Here is a 14,916-nt window from a genome sequence, read left to right on the forward strand (position 1 = left end):
CTGTCGCCCGAGCTGAGTCCCCCGACCACGCTCGCCCGATCGTCCCCTGGAGCACCACCGTGTCCGCGCCTGCCTCCGTGCCCGCGTCCCGCCCCGCCCGCCTGCGCGTCCCGCACGCACGACCCGTCACCGCGCCCACCCCGTACGGCCTCGAGGACCTGCAGGAGCTGACCCGCGAGATCGCCGCCGAGGTGCGCTCCGGGCGGCACGAGGTCGTCGTCGACCCGGAACGCCGCTGGTACCGGCTGCTGCGCAGCGACGGCTTCGTCGACGTCTGGCTGATCAGCTGGGCCACCGAGCAGATCGCGGAGCTGCACGACCACGCGGGCTCCCTCGGCGCCCTCACCGTGGTGTCCGGCTCGCTGACCGAGCGCCGCTGGAGCGGACCGTCCGGGCTGCGCACCCGGACCCTGCGTCACGGCCGCGGCGCCGGCTTCCCGCTGGGCCACGTGCACGACGTCGCCAACACCGCCGACGACCCCGCGGTGAGCGTGCACGCCTACTCCCCGCCGCTGTCGGCGATGTCCTACTACGACGTCGAGGACGTCGCGGGCACCACCGGCCACCAGCGGCTGCGCCGCACCCGCACCGAGCTCGTCGAACCCGGCCGGGGTGTCGGATGAGCCGCACCGTCGCCGACCTGCTCGCCGCCGCCCGCGCCCGGCTCGACCGGCCGGACCCGCGGCGTGCCGCGGAGCTCGCCGCGGCCGGGGCGCACCTGGTCGACACCCGGCCGGGGTGGCAGCGTCGTGAGGAGGGGCAGATCCCGGGCGCGCTGGTGATCGAGCGCAACCACCTGGAGTGGCGCCTCGACCCGACCTCCGACGCCCGCGTCCCCGCGGCCGTCGACCACGACGTCGCCTGGGTGCTGTTCTGCTCGGAGGGCTACAGCTCCAGCCTGGCCGCCGCGTCGCTGCAGGACATCGGGCTGCACCAGGCCACCGACGTCGACGGCGGCTTCCGCGCCTGGGCCGCGGCCGGGCTCCCGGTCGAGGCCGGTCAGGACGGCCCGTCCGACGCCACCCGTCCGCCGGACAGGCGCGCGTCGAGGTAGCCCGCGACCAGCGCGGTCAGCTCGTCGACGACGACCGCCCGCGCGAACCCGGGCCGCTCCAGCACGAACCCGGTGGTGAGGTGCTCGACGGTCCGCACGACCGTCCACGCCGCGGCCCGCGCCGCGTCGGTGTGCCCGGCGCCGCGGGTGAGCAGCACCGTGGTGACCAGGTCGTCGATCCGGCCGGCGAACGCGGCCCGGCGCCCGCCGGGGGAGCGCGGCAGCTGCTCGACGATCACCCGTAGCAGGTCCGGCTCCTCGCCGAACGTGTCGAGCAGAGCCTCGAGGGTCGCGCGCACCGCCGGCGCGGTGCCCGCCCCCGGCCCGGCCGCGGCGACCGAGTCGAGGAACGCGCGCGAGACGCGAGCCTCCATCGCGTCGAGGTAGCGATCCAGCACCTCGGTCAGCACCGCGTCCTTGTCCGGGAAGTACTGGTAGAGCGACCCGGGCGACACCCCGGCGGCGGCCGCGATCCGGTTCGTCGACGCGCCGTCGTACCCGCGGGTGACCAGCACGTCCCGGCCCGCCGCGACGATCCGCTCCACCATCGCCCGGGACCGCTCCTGGCGCGGCTCGCGCCGCCGGGCCCCGCGCCCGCTCACCGGGCGCCCCGGAACGCGCGTTGAAGGCGAGCATTCGCTCGTGTCAGCATCGGTCCATGCTGGCAGAGCCGCCCGTTGCCCCGCGACGCTTCCGCAGTGCGCCCGAGCGCGCGGCGCGGATCGCCCGTCCGCTCGGCCTGGTCGCCGGGGTCCGCGACCCCGACCCCGCGCTGCTCGCCGAGATCGGCCGCCGGATGCTCACCCGCGACGAGACCGGCGCCGCGCTGGCCCGCGCGATGGGACGCGACCGCGACGACGCGGGCCGCGCCGGGAGCGGCCGTGTGACCATGCGGGCGTTGCACACCGCGCTGGCCGCGGGCGCCGCGCCGGCCGACGCCCCGCCCGCGCTGCGGGATTTCCTCGCCGCGGTCACCCCGGACCCGGACTGGCTCGACCGGGACCTGCTCGAACGCGGCGCCCGCGCCTACCGCAGGCTCGGCCGCAGCCGCGACGACGTGCTGCTGGGACTCTCGCTGATCGGCGGCTACCGCTACGGCGGCCCCACCGAGCTGCTCGTCCGCACCGGTGGGCTCACCGGCGCCGGCGCGATGCGCCGCCTCGGTGAGACCCAGGCGTGGGCGTTCGCCGTCAGCCGTCCCGGCGGGATGGTGCCCGGTGGTGCGGGCTGGGCGGCGACGCTGCACGTGCGCGCCATGCACGCCCTCGTCGCGGAGCGGTTCGAGCGGGGCGACCGCTACGACGTCGCCGGCCACGGGCTGCCGATCAACCAGGCCGACGCCGCGGCCACGCTCGGGCTGTTCAACAGCACCGCGATCCTCGGCTGCCGCCTGCTCGGACGGCACGTCCCGCGCGCCGACGGCGACGCGATCATGCACCTGTGGCGCTACGTCGGGTGGCTGATGGGCGTCGACGACGACTGGCTGTTCGACACCGAGCGCGCCCAGAACGCGTTCAACCACCACATCGTGCTGGCCCAGGGCGACGTCACCCCGGCAGGCCCGCTGCTCGCGGGCGCGCTCGTCGAGGGGCTGCGCAGCGAGCGGACCGGTGGCCCCGCCGACCGGCTCCGCGGCGCCTGGGAGCGACGACGGCTGCTGTCGCTGCTGCGGGTGTTCCTGCGCGCCGAGGGCCTGCGCGACCTGGACCTGCCGGTGACCGCGGCGTGGATGTGGCCGTCGCAGGTGCTGCGCAACCTGGTCGAGTCGCTGCTCGTCGCGCGGACCGCACGGGGGCGGCGGTGGCTGGAGCGCCGCTCGGACCGCCGCGTCGAGGCCGACCTGGCCCGTCGCTTCGGCCGCGAGACGCCCGGCCCCCGCGACCTGGCCGCCTGACCCCGCCCGCCGGGATCAGGTGAACGCGCTGATCCCGGTCACGTCCCGGCCCACGATGAGGGTCTGGATCGTCTCGGTGCCCTCGAAGGTGTGGATCGCCTCGATGTCGGCCCAGTGCCGCACGACGTGGTGCTCCAGCAGGATCCCGTTGCCGCCGAGCAGGTCCCGCGCCTCGGAGAGGATCTTGCGGGCGGTCCGGGTGTTGTGCATCTTCGCCAGCCCCGCGACGGTCGGCGACAGCTTGCCCACCTCGGCGAGCCGGGCGGACTGCATGCAGTAGAGCTGCATGCCGGTCAGGTCGGCGAGCATCGCGACGAGCCGCTGCTGCACGATCTGGAAGCTCGCCAGCGGCTTGCCGAACTGCTCGCGCTCCAGCGCGTAGCGCAGGGCGGCGTCGTAGCCGGCGGTCGCGTGGCCCAGCGCCATCCAGGCGCAGGTGCCCCGGGTGGTGGCCAGCACCGCGGCGCAGTCGGCGAACGTCCGCGCCTCGGCCAGCCGGTTCTCCTCCGGCACCCGGACCCCGTCCAGCTCGATGTCGGCCTGCCAGAGCGCCCGCAGCGACACCTTGCCCGGGATGACGGTGGCCTCGTAGCCCTCCGCCGGGGTCTCGACGACGAACCCGAGCACCTCGCCGGAGTCGGTGTCGCGCGCCCACACGACCACCAGGTCCGCGACGCTGCCGTTGCCGATCCAGCGCTTCGACCCGCGCAGCACCCAGTGGTCGCCGTCGCGGGTCGCGGTGGTCTCCAGCGCGACCGAGTCCGAACCGTGCATCGGCTCGGTCAGCGCGAACGCGCCCAACTTGTCCATGGTGGACATCGACGGCAGCCAGCGTTGCCGCTGCTCCTCCGAGCCGCACATCGCGATCGCCTTCATCGCCAGGCCCGCGTGCACCCCGAGGAACGTGCCGAGCGAGCCGTCGCCGCGGTGCAGTTCCATGTGCACGAGGCCGAGCGCGAGCGGGCTCATCCCGGCCGCCCCGTAGCCCTGGATGTCCTCGCCGACGATCCCGAGCTCGGGCAGGCGCCGGAACAGGTGCCAGGGCAGCTCCGCGCGCTCCCAGTAGTCGTTGATGCCGGGGAGGACCTCGGTGTCGACGAACGTGCGGGTGTCGGCGAAGCGCTGCCACTGCTCGTCGGTGAACTGGTCGCGCACCGAGAAGAAGTCGGTGCCCAGAGCCTCGCCCAGCTCGGTGTACGGAGTGGTCGGTGCGGTCATGATCGCGGGCCCCTCGCCGTCGACGGAGACCTGATCCTCACAGAATCACCGGGGTTCCGCCGGGCGGAACTCAGGCCCGCACCAGGCAGAACGGGTGCCCGATCGGGTCGAGGAACACCCGGAAGCTCTCCGGTGCGGGCTGGGTCTCGTGCTTGACGGCGCCGAGCGCCAGCACCGCGGCCTCCCCGGCGTCGAGGTCGGGCACGTCGAAGTCGACGTGCCCGCGCTGCGGGCGCACCTGCCCCGGCCACTCCGGCGGGGTGAACTCCCCCTCGGAGATCTGCTGGAACGCCAGGGTGGCGCCCGCCCCGCCCGCGTCCAGCTCGACCCAGTCGGGGTCGGTGTCGGTGGGGCCGACGACCGGCCAGCCGGTGATCGCGGAGTAGAACCGGGCGAGCTCCAGCGGGTCCGGGCAGTCGAGCGCGAACAGTGCGAACCTGGCAACGGGTGCATCGGTCATGGGGGCAGTGTGCCTGCGACCCCCGACAGTCACGCCTCAGAGCGCGTCGATCGCCCGCTCGATCCGCTGCACCGACACCGGATGGCGGGTCTTCATCGGGTGCGCGTACAGCGAGATGCGCAGCTCCTCGACCATCCACCCGATCTCGCGCAGCGCGGCCGACGGCGGCGTGTGCTCGGGCAGGGCGGCCAGCAGCCCGCGGTACTCCGCCTCGACCGGTGCGATCTCGGCGGTCCACCGGGCGTCGCGGGCGGGGTCGGCGCGCAGCTTCTCCAGCCGCAGCTCGCAGCCCTGCAGGTAGCGCTTCACGTCGCCGAGCCGGGTCGCCCCGGCGGCGGTGACGAAGCCCGGCGCGGTCAGCCGGCCCACGACCGCCGTCACGTCGGCGACGCCGTCGCGGGTGGCGGGGCCGCGCAGGTCCGCCAGCGCCGCACCGACCCGGTGCCAGACCTCCAGCACGCCGCGTACGGCGTCGAGGACCTGCAACGTCGTCGACGGCAGCCGCATCCGCAGCAGCTCCGCGAGCCGGGCGTACTGCGCCTCGTCGAACGGGTCGCCGCCGCCCCGGGTCATCAGGTGGTCGGCCGCGGCGGTGGTGCAGTCGTCGAGCAGGGCGTCGAGCGAGCCGTGCGGGTTGCGCGACAGGGCCAGCCGCGCCCGGTTGTCCAGGCCTCGCTGCACCTGCTTCCCCGGGTGGGTGGTGTTGAGGAGCAGGAGCCGCCGGGCGCCGCGGTGGTGGGCGGGGTCGCGCTCGGGCGCCGTCGCGTACACCCGGACGTCGGCGCTCGTGCCGCGGTCGCGCAGGCCCGGGTAGCCGGTGACCGTGTGCGCGCCACGCCGGATCGGCAGTTCCCGGGGGAGGTCGCCGATCGTCCACGACGTCAGCCCGGTCGCCTCGACGTCGCTGCCCGCGGCGGCCAGCTCCTCGCGGACCTTCGGGGCGAGGGCGCGGCGCAGCCGGTCCAGGTCGGTGTCGCGGGCCAGCTCGGCGCCGGACTCGTCGAGCACCCGGAAGGTCACCGTCAGGTGCTCGGGCAGCCGCTCCAGCTCCCAGTCCTCACGCCGGATGTGCACGTCGCGCATCCGGCCGAGCTCGTCCTCCAGGACGTCCAGCAGCGGACGCCGGCCGGTCTCGCCGCGCAGCCGGGCCAGCACCGCCTTCGCGTGGTCCGGGGCGGGGGAGAAGTTGCGCCGCAGGTTCCGCGGCAGCGTCCGGATCAGGGCGGTCACGAGCTCCTCGCGCAGCCCGGGCACCTGCCAGGTGAACGGCGTCGGGTCGACCTGGTTCAGTGCCGCCACCGGAACGACGACGGTCACGCCGTCCTCGTGATGGCCGGGCTCGAACGCGTAGGACAGCGGCAGGGTCAGACCGCCCGCCTCGACGTGGTCGGGGTAGTGGGCGCGGTCGACCTGCTTCGCGGCCTCGGTCGCGAGCATCTCCTCGGTGTAGGTCAGCAGCTCCGGGTCGCGCTTCGCGGCCTGCTTCCACCACCGGTCGAAGTGCTTGCCGGAGACGACGTCGGCGGGGACCCGCTCGTCGTAGAAGGCGAACAGGGTGTCTTCGTCGACGACCAGATCGCGGCGCCGCGCCCGGTGCTCGAGCTCCTCGACGTCCTCGAGCAGCTCCCGGTTGGCGTGGAAGAACGGATGCCGGGTCTCCCAGTCGCCCTCGACGAGGGCGTGCCGCAGGAACAGGTCGCGGCTCACCTCGGCGTCGATCCGGCCGTAGGCGACGCTGCGGTCGGCCACCAGCGGCAGCCCGTGCAGGGTGACCCGTTCGGTCGCGACGGCGGACGCGCGCGTGCGTGACCAGCGCGGTTCCGAATACGTCTTCTTGACGAGATGTCCGGCGAGGGGCTCGATCCAGTCCGGCTGCACCGGCGCGACGGTCCGCGCCCACAATCTCGTCGTCTCGACGAGTTCGGCGGCCATCACCCAGCGTGGGGGCTTGCGCGCCAGGCCCGAGCCGGGCCAGATCGCGAACTTCGCGCCGCGGGCGCCGAGGTAGTCCTTCGGGCCCTTCCGCTCCTTCTTCCCGTCTCCACCGTCCCCTCTGCGCTTCCCCGTGGCCTTCTCGGAGAGAGGGTCCTGCATACCGATCTGCGACAGCAGCCCGGCCAGGACGGACTGGTGGATCCGGTCGGCGTGCCGCGGCCACTCGGGGTCGTGGTCGTTCAGCTCCATGCCGGAGCTGCGGGCGGCCTGGCGGAGCTGGCCGTGCAGATCCCACCACTCGCGCACCCGCAGGTAGTGCAGGAAGTCCTCACGCAGCTCGCGGCGGAACCGGCTGCCCGACAGCTCGTCGCGGCGGGCGTTCAGGTGGTCCCACAGCCGCAGGTAGGCCAGGAAGTCCGAGCCGTCCTCACCGAAGCGGCGGTGTCTGTCGTCGGCGGCCTGGCGCTGCTCGGTGGGCCGCTCGCGCGGGTCCTGCACGCTCAGTGCGGCGGCGATGACCAGCACCTCGCGCAGACAGCCGTTGCGGTGCGCCTCCACGAGCATCCGGCCCAGCCGCGGGTCCACCGGCAGCCGCGCCAGCGACTGTCCGACCGCGGTCAGCGAGCGCCGGTCCGGGCGCAGCGCGCCGAGCTCGTGCAGCAGGTCCAGACCGTCGGCGACGGCGCGCCGGTCCGGCGGCTCGACGAACGGGAACTCCGAGATCTCGCCCAGGTCCAGCGCGATCATCTGCAGGACGACCGACGCCAGGTTGGTCCGCAGGATCTCCGGGTCGGTGAACTCGGGGCGGGCGTCGAAGTCGTCCTCGGCGTACAGCCGGATCGCGATGCCGTCGGAGGTGCGGCCGCAGCGCCCGGACCGCTGGTTCGCCGAGGCCTGGGAGATCTTCTCGATCGGCAGCCGCTGCACCTTGAGCCGGCGCGAGTAGCGCGAGATGCGCGCGGTGCCGGTGTCCACGACGTAGCGGACGCCGGGCACGGTCAGCGAGGTCTCGGCGACGTTGGTGGCCAGCACCACCCGGTTGCCCGCGTGCGGCGCCCAGACACGCTGCTGCTCGGCCGTCGACAGCCGGGCGTAGAGCGGCAGGATCTCGGTGTTCCGCAGGTTGCGCCGCTCCAGGGCCTCGGTGGCCTCGCGGATCTCGCGCTCGCCGGGCAGGAACACCAGCACGTCGCCCGGGCCCTCGCGCTGGAGCTCGACGACGGCGTCGCCGATCGCGTCGTCCAGCTGCCGGTCGGGATCGGCGTCGGGGTCGTCCGGGTCGACGACGGGGCGGTAGCGCACCTCGACCGGGAACGTGCGCCCCGAGACCTCGACGATCGGGGCCGGGGTCGGGTCACCGCCGTCGGTGGCCGCGCCGAAGTGCCGGGCGAAGCGCTCCGGGTCGATCGTCGCCGAGGTGATGACGACCTTGAGGTCCGGACGGCGGGGGAGCAGCCGGGTCAGGTACCCGAGGATGAAGTCGATGTTGAGGCTGCGCTCGTGCGCCTCGTCGATGATCAGCGTGTCGTAGGCCAGCAGGTCCTTGTCGCCGGCCAGCTCGGCCAGCAGGATGCCGTCGGTCATCAGCTTGACCATGGTCGAGTCGCCGACGGCGTCGGTGAACCGGACCTTCCAGCCGACCGCCCCGCCGAGCTCGACGCCCAGTTCCTCGGCGATCCGGGTGGCGACGGTGCGCGCGGCGAGCCGCCGCGGCTGGGTGTGCCCGATCATCCCGTGCACACCGCGGCCCAGTTCGAGGCAGATCTTCGGCAGCTGCGTCGTCTTCCCGGATCCGGTCTCCCCGGCGACGATCACGACCTGGTTGTCGCGGATCGCGTCGGCGATCTCCTCGCGGCGTGCGGAGACCGGCAGCGTCGCGGGGTAGGAGATCCGCGGCAGCGCGGCGCGGCGCCGTTCCACGCGGTGCTCGGCCTTCGCGACGGCGTCGGCGACCCGCTGCTGGGCACGCCCGTCGCGGGCCCGGTCCAGCCGGCCGCGCAGCCGCTCGGCCTCGGCCGGTCCGAGCGCGTCGAGGCGCTCCCGCAGGGCGGTGAGCTCGGCGTCGTCGAGCGGGGGGAGCGGCTCGGCGGAGTCGCGGCCGTCGCGGTCGGGGCCGCGACGGCCGGGCTGGTCGGGGCCGGGCGCCGTGACGGCAGCGCGCCGACCCCGAGGCCCGCGGCGGCGCTGCGTCGATGCACGGCGGCGCTGCTGATCGCGGGCCGGGACGCCGCGCGCGGCGCCCTCCGTCCCGGGGGCGGCCTGCGCTGCGGCGAGGTCCGATGAGGTGTTCTCGTGTGGAGGTGTGTCCTGCGGGGTGCCGGAGCTCCCGCCGCGCGCCTGGTGGTCGCCCCGTGCGCCGGGACGGCGGCGGGGTCGGCGCGGACGGTCGTGCGACGACGGCTGTGCGGAAGTCGGAGACGGGACGGGTTCGCTGGACATCGTTCGTTCAGTCTGCCTGCTCGCCCGGGACCGGGCGTGCGCCGACCATGGTGACCGGCCTCGCAGGCGTCGTCGAATGGGTTTCGGGAATCGGCGGTATGGGGTCCGAACCGGACGCCGGTCGCCTCGCGGCGAGTGGCGCACCGCGGCTCCAGCCGAACGGAACTCCACGGCGGCGGTTGTCTATTGCGGCCCGGGGACTCGGTTCGCCCGGCTCGGACAGTCGTTCCAACGGGCGGGGGTCCCGGATCATTCCCGCCCCACGCGACGGTTTCCGGCTCAGTTCCCGTCCCTCTCGGGAACGGCGTCGGACCCCGTCTCGGCGAGCCGGGCCAGCAGGTCGCGCAACCGGGCCCGCTCGGTCTCGTCGAGCGGGGCGAGGAACTCGGCGGCCAGCGCACGGGCCTCGGTCGCGGCCCCGGCGGCCAGGCGTTCCCCCTCGTCGGTGAGGTAGACCAGCCGTCGTCGCTGGTCGGTCTCGGAGCGGGTGCGACTCAGCCAGCCGTGGCGCTCCATCCGGCGCAGCAGCTCGGTGGTGGTGCCCTTGTCGGTCGCGGCGAGCGATCCGAGCGTGACCTGGTCGATCCCGGGACGGCGGCGCAGTGCGTCGAGCATCGCGTACTGCGGCTTGGTCAGCTGCGGGACGCGCTGCTGCCAGGTCGCGGTGTGGGACTGCAGGACCCGGCGGAGCAGGTGGACGACCGCCTCGTCGGCACCCGGGTTGCGATCGGTCATGCCGCGAGTATAGTGCGTATGCAAACAGTTAGTATACGAACTAGTTGGGAGGTGGTCCGGTGCGACTCGTCGTGGGAATCACCGGCGCGACCGGCGCGATCCTCGGGATCCGCCTGCTGGAGGCGCTGCGCGACGCCGAGGTCGACACGCACCTCGTGCTCTCGAAGTGGGCGCGGGCGACGATCGTCGAGGAGACCGGCTGGACGGTGCCCGAGGTCGAGGCGCTGGCCGGGACCGCCCACCCGTTCGGGGACCAGGCCGCGTCGATCTCCTCCGGCTCGTTCCGGACGGACGGGATGGTCGTCGTCCCCTGCTCGATGAAGACCCTCGCGCAGATCCGGCACGGCATCGCCGACGGGCTCGTCGCCCGCGCCGCGGACGTCACGATCAAGGAGGACCGGAGGCTGGTCCTCGTGCCGCGGGAGACCCCGCTGTCGGAGATCCACCTCGAGAACATGCTGGCCCTGCGCCGCGCCGGGGTGCGGATCGTCCCGCCGATGCCCGCCTTCTACAACCACCCGGCCGCGGTGGACGACGTCGTGGACCACGTCGTCGCCCGCATCTGCGACCAGTTCGACCTGCCCGCCCCGCGGGCCCGCCGCTGGACCGGCGGGTCCGCGCGTCAGAGGAGGAGCGCCTGATGGACACCTTCCGCGACTACCTGGCCGAGCTCGAGGGGCACGGCCAGCTCCTGCGCATCGACGACGAGGTGAAGGCCGAGCCCGACCTCGGCGCCGCCGGTGCCGCCGCCCCGAAGCTCGGCGACCGCGCCCCCGCGCTGCTGTTCACCGACGTCGCCGGGTTCCGCGACCCGAACATCGTGCTCAACGCGCACGGCTCCTGGGCCAACCACGCGATCGCGCTCGGGCTGCCGCCGGAGACCCCGGTGCGCGAGCAGGTCGAGGAGTTCGGCCGTCGCTGGGACGCCTTCCCGGTGCCGGTCGAGCGGCGCGCCGACCCGCCGTTCGCGGAGAACACCGTCGCCGCGGAGGCGGTCGACCTGTTCGCGCTGCTGCCGCTGTTCCGCATCAACTCCGGCGACGGCGGCTTCTACATCGACAAGGCCGCCGTCGTCAGCCGCGACCCCGACGACCCGGAGTCCTTCGGCAAGCAGAACCTGGGCATCTACCGGATGGAGGTCCAGGGGCCGCGCACGCTGGGTCTGCAGCCCGTCCCGCAGCACGACATCGCGCTGCAGCTGCGCCGCGCCGAGGAGCGCGGCGAGGACCTGCCGGTCGCGATCGCGCTCGGCAACGAGCCGACGATCCCGCTGGTGGCGGGCATGCCGATCGCCTACACCGACAGCGAGTACGAGATGGCGGGCGCCCTGCGCGGCTCGCCCTGCCCGATCGCCACCGGTCCGGAGACCGGGCTCGACGTCCCGTGGGGCTGCGAGATCCTGCTGGAGGGCGTCGTCCTGGGCCGCGAGCGGCACTTCGAGGGCCCGTTCGGCGAGTTCACCGGGCACTACTCGGGCGGCCGCCGGATGCCGCAGATCCGCATCGACCGGGTGTCCTACCGGACCACGCCCTACTTCGAGCACCTCTACATCGGCATGCCGTGGACCGAGTGCGACTACCTCATCGGGCCGAACACCTGCGTCCCGCTGCTCAAGCAGCTGCAGGCCGAGTTCCCCGAGGTGCGCGCGGTCAACGCCATGTACACCCACGGGCTGCTCGCGATCGTGTCGGTCCGCAACCGCTACGGGGGCTTCGCCAAGGCCGTCGGGATGCGGACCATGACCACCCCGCACGGCCTCGGCTACTGCAAGGTCGTGATCTGCGTCGACGACACCGTGGACCCGTTCGACCTGCCCCAGGTCATGTGGGCGTTGTCGACCAAGATGCACCCCGCGCACGACCTGGTGACCCTGCCCGACATGCCGGTGCTGCCGCTGGACCCCGGGTCCGACCCGGCCGGGATCACCCACAAGCTGATCATCGACGCCACCACCCCGACCGCCCCGGACGACCGCGGGCACTACTCCCAGGGCGTGGTGCCGCCCGACGACACCGCGGCCTGGGTCGAGCGACTCGGCCGGCTCGTCGCCGGCGACCGGAAGGAGAACCGCTGATGACCTGCCCCCGCTGCTCCACCGACGGCGCCGCCGTGCTCGCGACCTCCCCGGTCCCCGGGGTGTGGACCGTGCACCGCTGCGGCGCGTGCGGGTTCGTCTGGCGCGACACCGAGCCGCCCGCCGTCCGCGACGCCGCGCACTACCCGGCCCGGTTCCGGGTCACCGCGCAGGACGTGGCCGCCGCGGTCGACGTGCCGACCGTCCCGGAGCGCCGGACGTGACCCCGACGCTGATGTGGGAGGCCCGCGCCGCCGACGGCCGGCGCGACGAGCTCCTCGCCCACGTGCGCGAGCAGGCGGTCGTCGCGCTGGCCGGCGCCGAGCGCCACGAGCTGTTCGTCGCCGACGGCGGGCGGGTCGTCGTCATCGCGGTCGGGGTGCCGGCCGGGACGACGCTGCCCGAGCCGCCCGGCGAGCTGCTGGCCCGGCCGCCGCACTCCTGGGGCTTCGACCGGGTCGGCCCCTGACCGGTCCTCAGCCGGTCGCGAGCGCCGCGAGCACCCCGTCCGTCCACGGCGTCCACGCCTGGACCGCCCACGGCCCGAAGTCGCGGTCGGTCAGCACGACGGCGGCGGCGCGCACGTCCGGGTCGACCCACAGGAACGTGCCGGACTGCCCGAAGTGGCCGAAGGTCCGCGGTGACGAGTGCTCCCCGGTCCAGTGCGGGGACTTGCCGTCGCGGATCTCCATGCCCAGGCCCCAGTCGTTCGGCTTCTGCCGTCCGTAGCCGGGGAGCAGGCCGTCGAGCCCGGGGTAGGCGACGGTCGTCGCCTCGGCGACGGTGCGCGGGTCCAGCAGCTGCGGGGCCTGCAGCTCGGCGGCGAAGCGGGCCAGGTCGTCGACGGTGGACACCGCGCCCGCGCCCGCCGAGCCCTCCAGCCGGGTGTGCGTCATCCCGAGCGGGGCGCAGACGGCCTCGTGCAGGTACTCGGCGAACCCGATGCCGGTCGCCTCGGCGATGGCGCCGGCGAGCACCGCGAACCCGGTGTTCGAGTAGATCCGCTGCTCACCCGGGGCGGCACGGACGTCGTCGGTGTCGAACGCCAGACCCGAGGTGTGCGCGATCAGGTGGCGCACGGTCGCGCCCTCCGGGCCGGCCGCGTCGTCCCAGTCGACGGCGCCCTCCTCCACGGCGACCAGGGCGGCGTAGGCCGAGAGCAGCTTGGTCACCGAGGCCAGCCCGAACTCGCGGTCGGTGGCGCCCGCGGTGGCGAGCACGGTGCCGTCGGCGGCGACGACGGCCGCGCCCACGTGGTCGACCGGCCAGTCCAGGACCCGGCGCACCGCCGGGGCGAGCTCGGTCACGACGGGAGGTGCGGTCGGGTGCGCATGCCGTCCATCCTGGCAAACGGGCGGGACCGCAGCCGCCCGGGCGATGATCGGGCCCGTACCGCGTCCGCCGGGTCCCGCATCCGGCCGCGCACCGCGAGGGAGGGCACCGTGCCACTGCACCACGAGACGGCCGGATCGGGACCGCCGCTGCTGCTGGTCCAGGGCGGCGTGGCCGAGGCCGGCGCGGCCCGGATGCTCGTCGACGAGCTCGCCGTCACCCACCGGGTCCGCACCTACGACCGGCGCGGCGTCGGTCGCAGCCCGGCCGGGCCGGACCCGGTCGGGCTGAACGCGCACGCCGACGACGCCGCCGCGCTGCTGGCCGACACCGGACCGTCCGCCGTCGTGGGGGTGAGCATCGGGGCGGTGATCGGCCTGCTGCTCGCGGTGCGCCACCCGGACCTGGTCACGACGCTGGTGGCGCACGAGCCGCCGCTGCCCGGCCTCGTCCGCGATGCCGACCGCGAGGCGGCCCTGGACCGGGTCGAGGCGCTCGCCGCACGCGACGACCTCGGCGGGGCGCTGCGGCTGATGGCCGCGCTGACCTCGGGCGACGACCCCGTCGAGCCCGGCTACCGGCCGGAACCGCCGTCCGGGGACCCGGAGCCCGCACTGCGCCGGTTCCTGCGCCACGACGTCCCCGCGGTACGGGCCGTCCGCATCGACCCCGACGACATCACTGCGAGCGGGGTCCGGGTCGTCCCGACCGGCGGGGTCGAGTCGCGCGGGCGCTGGGAGCACCGCTGCGCCGAGGTACTCGCGTCCCGGCTCGGCCGCGGGCTCGTCGAGCTGCCCGGCGGCCACGACGGGCCCGTCACGCACCCGGTCGCCGGGGCGGCCGCGCTGCGCGGGCTGGTCGGCGGCACGTGACGCGCCCCGGATCCGCCACCCGGCCCGGACGGGCCCTGGTGGGGACGTCGGGGTGGCGCTACCGGCCGTGGCGCGGCACGTTCTACCCGCCCGGACTGGTGCAGCGCCGCGAGCTGGAGTACCTGTCCCGGCAGGTCACCTCGATCGAGATCAACGGGTCGTTCTACTCCCTGCAGCGCCCGGAGAACTACCGGGCCTGGGCCGAGCAGGTCCCGGCCGGGTTCGTGTTCGCGGTGAAGGGCCCGCGGTTCGTGACGCACCTCAAGCAGCTGCGCGACGTCGCGGTGCCGGTCGCGAACTTCCTCGCTTCCGGCGTGCTCGGCCTGGGGCCGGCGCTGGGCCCGGTGCTGTGGCAGCTGCCGCCCCGGATGCGGTTCGACGCCGACCGGCTGGCCCGCTTCCTGGAGCTGCTGCCGGCGAGCACCACGGCCGCCGCCCGGGCCGCGACCGGGCACGACGAGCGGCTCGACGGCCGGGCGCTGGTCGAGACCGACGCCGACCGCCCGCTGCGGCACGCGGTCGAGCCGCGGCACCCGTCGTTCCGGGACCCGGCGTTCACCGCGCTGCTGCGGGAGCACGGGGTCGCGCTGGTGCTGTCCGACTCCGCGGGCACCTGGCCGGTGTTCGACGAGGTGACCGCCGACCTCGTCTACCTGCGCCTGCACGGCCAGGGGGAGCTCTACAGCGGCGGCTACACCGCCGAGGCCCTCGACGGCTGGGCGGAGCGCGTCCGCGGCTGGCGCGACGCCGGGCACGACGTCGTCTGCTACTTCGACAACGACGCGAAGGTCCACGCACCGACCGACGCGCTGGCCCTGATCGACCGCCTCGGCTGACCTGTTCGGCCGACTACCGGCACGGCTGAACGGACCTGTCCTCACATTTGTTGATAAGGGCGGGCCG

At 74.7% G+C, this 14,916-nt stretch carries 16 protein-coding genes; 10 read left to right on the forward strand and 6 right to left on the reverse strand.

The features are described 5' to 3' along the window. The first annotated feature begins 59 nt into the window (after positions 1-59). Both MTO91_RS02740 and MTO91_RS02745 read left to right on the forward strand, forming a co-directional pair. Positions 60-623, forward strand: a complete 564-nt coding sequence (locus MTO91_RS02740; RefSeq protein WP_251787170.1) for a cysteine dioxygenase — start codon at positions 60-62, stop codon at positions 621-623. Continuing rightward, positions 620-1,054 carry a rhodanese-like domain-containing protein gene (locus MTO91_RS02745; protein ID WP_476653653.1) on the forward strand — a complete coding sequence of 145 codons (435 nt, stop codon included), beginning with the start codon at positions 620-622 and terminating at the stop codon, positions 1,052-1,054. The genes MTO91_RS02740 and MTO91_RS02745 overlap by 4 nt, the downstream gene beginning before the upstream one ends. On the opposite strand, the gene MTO91_RS02750 is transcribed toward MTO91_RS02745, so the two are convergent. Further along, entirely contained in the window at positions 1,000-1,656 is a 657-nt protein-coding gene (locus MTO91_RS02750) for a TetR/AcrR family transcriptional regulator (protein WP_357439255.1), read from the reverse strand. The genes MTO91_RS02745 and MTO91_RS02750 overlap by 55 nt on opposite strands. Positions 1,657-1,712: 56 nt before the next feature. Here MTO91_RS02750 and MTO91_RS02755 point away from each other — a divergent pair, with 56 nt between their 5' ends. After that, positions 1,713-2,948, forward strand: coding sequence for an oxygenase MpaB family protein (locus tag MTO91_RS02755; RefSeq protein WP_405419850.1), 1,236 nt, complete (start codon positions 1,713-1,715; stop codon positions 2,946-2,948). 15 nt (positions 2,949-2,963) lie between these two features. Here MTO91_RS02755 and MTO91_RS02760 read toward each other — a convergent pair whose 3' ends face one another. From MTO91_RS02760 to hrpA, 3 genes are all read right to left on the reverse strand, one after another. Beyond that, positions 2,964-4,166 (reverse strand): acyl-CoA dehydrogenase family protein, encoded by a 1,203-nt coding sequence (locus MTO91_RS02760; RefSeq protein ID WP_308817858.1) that lies wholly within the window; start codon positions 4,164-4,166, stop codon positions 2,964-2,966. 70 nt (positions 4,167-4,236) lie between these two features. Beyond that, entirely contained in the window at positions 4,237-4,626 is a 390-nt protein-coding gene (locus MTO91_RS02765; protein WP_476653654.1) for a VOC family protein, read from the reverse strand. 36 nt (positions 4,627-4,662) lie between these two features. Then, positions 4,663-8,562, reverse strand: coding sequence for an ATP-dependent RNA helicase HrpA (hrpA, locus tag MTO91_RS02770; protein ID WP_476654793.1), 3,900 nt, complete (start codon positions 8,560-8,562; stop codon positions 4,663-4,665). Here hrpA and MTO91_RS02775 point away from each other — a divergent pair. Continuing rightward, positions 8,485-8,844 carry a hypothetical protein gene (locus MTO91_RS02775; protein WP_476655000.1) on the forward strand — a complete coding sequence of 120 codons (360 nt, stop codon included), beginning with the start codon at positions 8,485-8,487 and terminating at the stop codon, positions 8,842-8,844. The two genes, hrpA and MTO91_RS02775, sit on opposite strands and share 78 nt — an antisense overlap. 435 nt (positions 8,845-9,279) lie before the next feature. Here MTO91_RS02775 and MTO91_RS02780 read toward each other — a convergent pair whose 3' ends face one another. Continuing rightward, entirely contained in the window at positions 9,280-9,735 is a 456-nt protein-coding gene (locus tag MTO91_RS02780; RefSeq protein WP_476653655.1) for a MarR family winged helix-turn-helix transcriptional regulator, read from the reverse strand. Positions 9,736-9,794: 59 nt separating this feature from the next. Between MTO91_RS02780 and MTO91_RS02785 the strand changes: the two genes are divergently transcribed. Genes MTO91_RS02785 through MTO91_RS02800 form a run of 4 tightly spaced genes read left to right on the forward strand, consistent with a single transcriptional unit; the run spans position 9,795 to position 12,278 of the window. Then, positions 9,795-10,376 (forward strand): UbiX family flavin prenyltransferase, encoded by a 582-nt coding sequence (locus MTO91_RS02785; RefSeq protein WP_073577906.1) that lies wholly within the window; start codon positions 9,795-9,797, stop codon positions 10,374-10,376. After that, positions 10,376-11,809, forward strand: a complete 1,434-nt coding sequence (locus tag MTO91_RS02790) for a non-oxidative hydroxyarylic acid decarboxylases subunit C (RefSeq protein ID WP_073577905.1) — start codon at positions 10,376-10,378, stop codon at positions 11,807-11,809. The genes MTO91_RS02785 and MTO91_RS02790 overlap by 1 nt, the downstream gene beginning before the upstream one ends. Further along, positions 11,809-12,033, forward strand: coding sequence for a non-oxidative hydroxyarylic acid decarboxylases subunit D (locus tag MTO91_RS02795; RefSeq protein ID WP_073577904.1), 225 nt, complete (start codon positions 11,809-11,811; stop codon positions 12,031-12,033). Before MTO91_RS02790 ends, MTO91_RS02795 begins: the two co-directional genes overlap by 1 nt. Continuing rightward, entirely contained in the window at positions 12,030-12,278 is a 249-nt protein-coding gene (locus MTO91_RS02800; protein ID WP_161152510.1) for a hypothetical protein, read from the forward strand. The genes MTO91_RS02795 and MTO91_RS02800 overlap by 4 nt, the downstream gene beginning before the upstream one ends. Before the next feature lie 7 nt (positions 12,279-12,285). Here MTO91_RS02800 and MTO91_RS02805 read toward each other — a convergent pair whose 3' ends face one another. After that, positions 12,286-13,116, reverse strand: coding sequence for a serine hydrolase domain-containing protein (locus MTO91_RS02805; protein WP_073577902.1), 831 nt, complete (start codon positions 13,114-13,116; stop codon positions 12,286-12,288). A 135-nt stretch (positions 13,117-13,251) separates the two neighbouring features. On the opposite strand from MTO91_RS02805, the gene MTO91_RS02810 reads away from it, so the two are divergent. Both MTO91_RS02810 and MTO91_RS02815 read left to right on the forward strand, forming a co-directional pair. After that, complete coding sequence (locus tag MTO91_RS02810; RefSeq protein WP_253067621.1) at positions 13,252-14,013, forward strand: alpha/beta fold hydrolase; 762 nt, start codon at positions 13,252-13,254, stop codon at positions 14,011-14,013. Continuing rightward, positions 14,010-14,849, forward strand: coding sequence for a DUF72 domain-containing protein (locus MTO91_RS02815; protein ID WP_073577901.1), 840 nt, complete (start codon positions 14,010-14,012; stop codon positions 14,847-14,849). Before MTO91_RS02810 ends, MTO91_RS02815 begins: the two co-directional genes overlap by 4 nt. Positions 14,850-14,916 lie beyond the last annotated feature (67 nt).

The organism is Pseudonocardia sp. 2-7 (genome assembly GCF_056341085.1).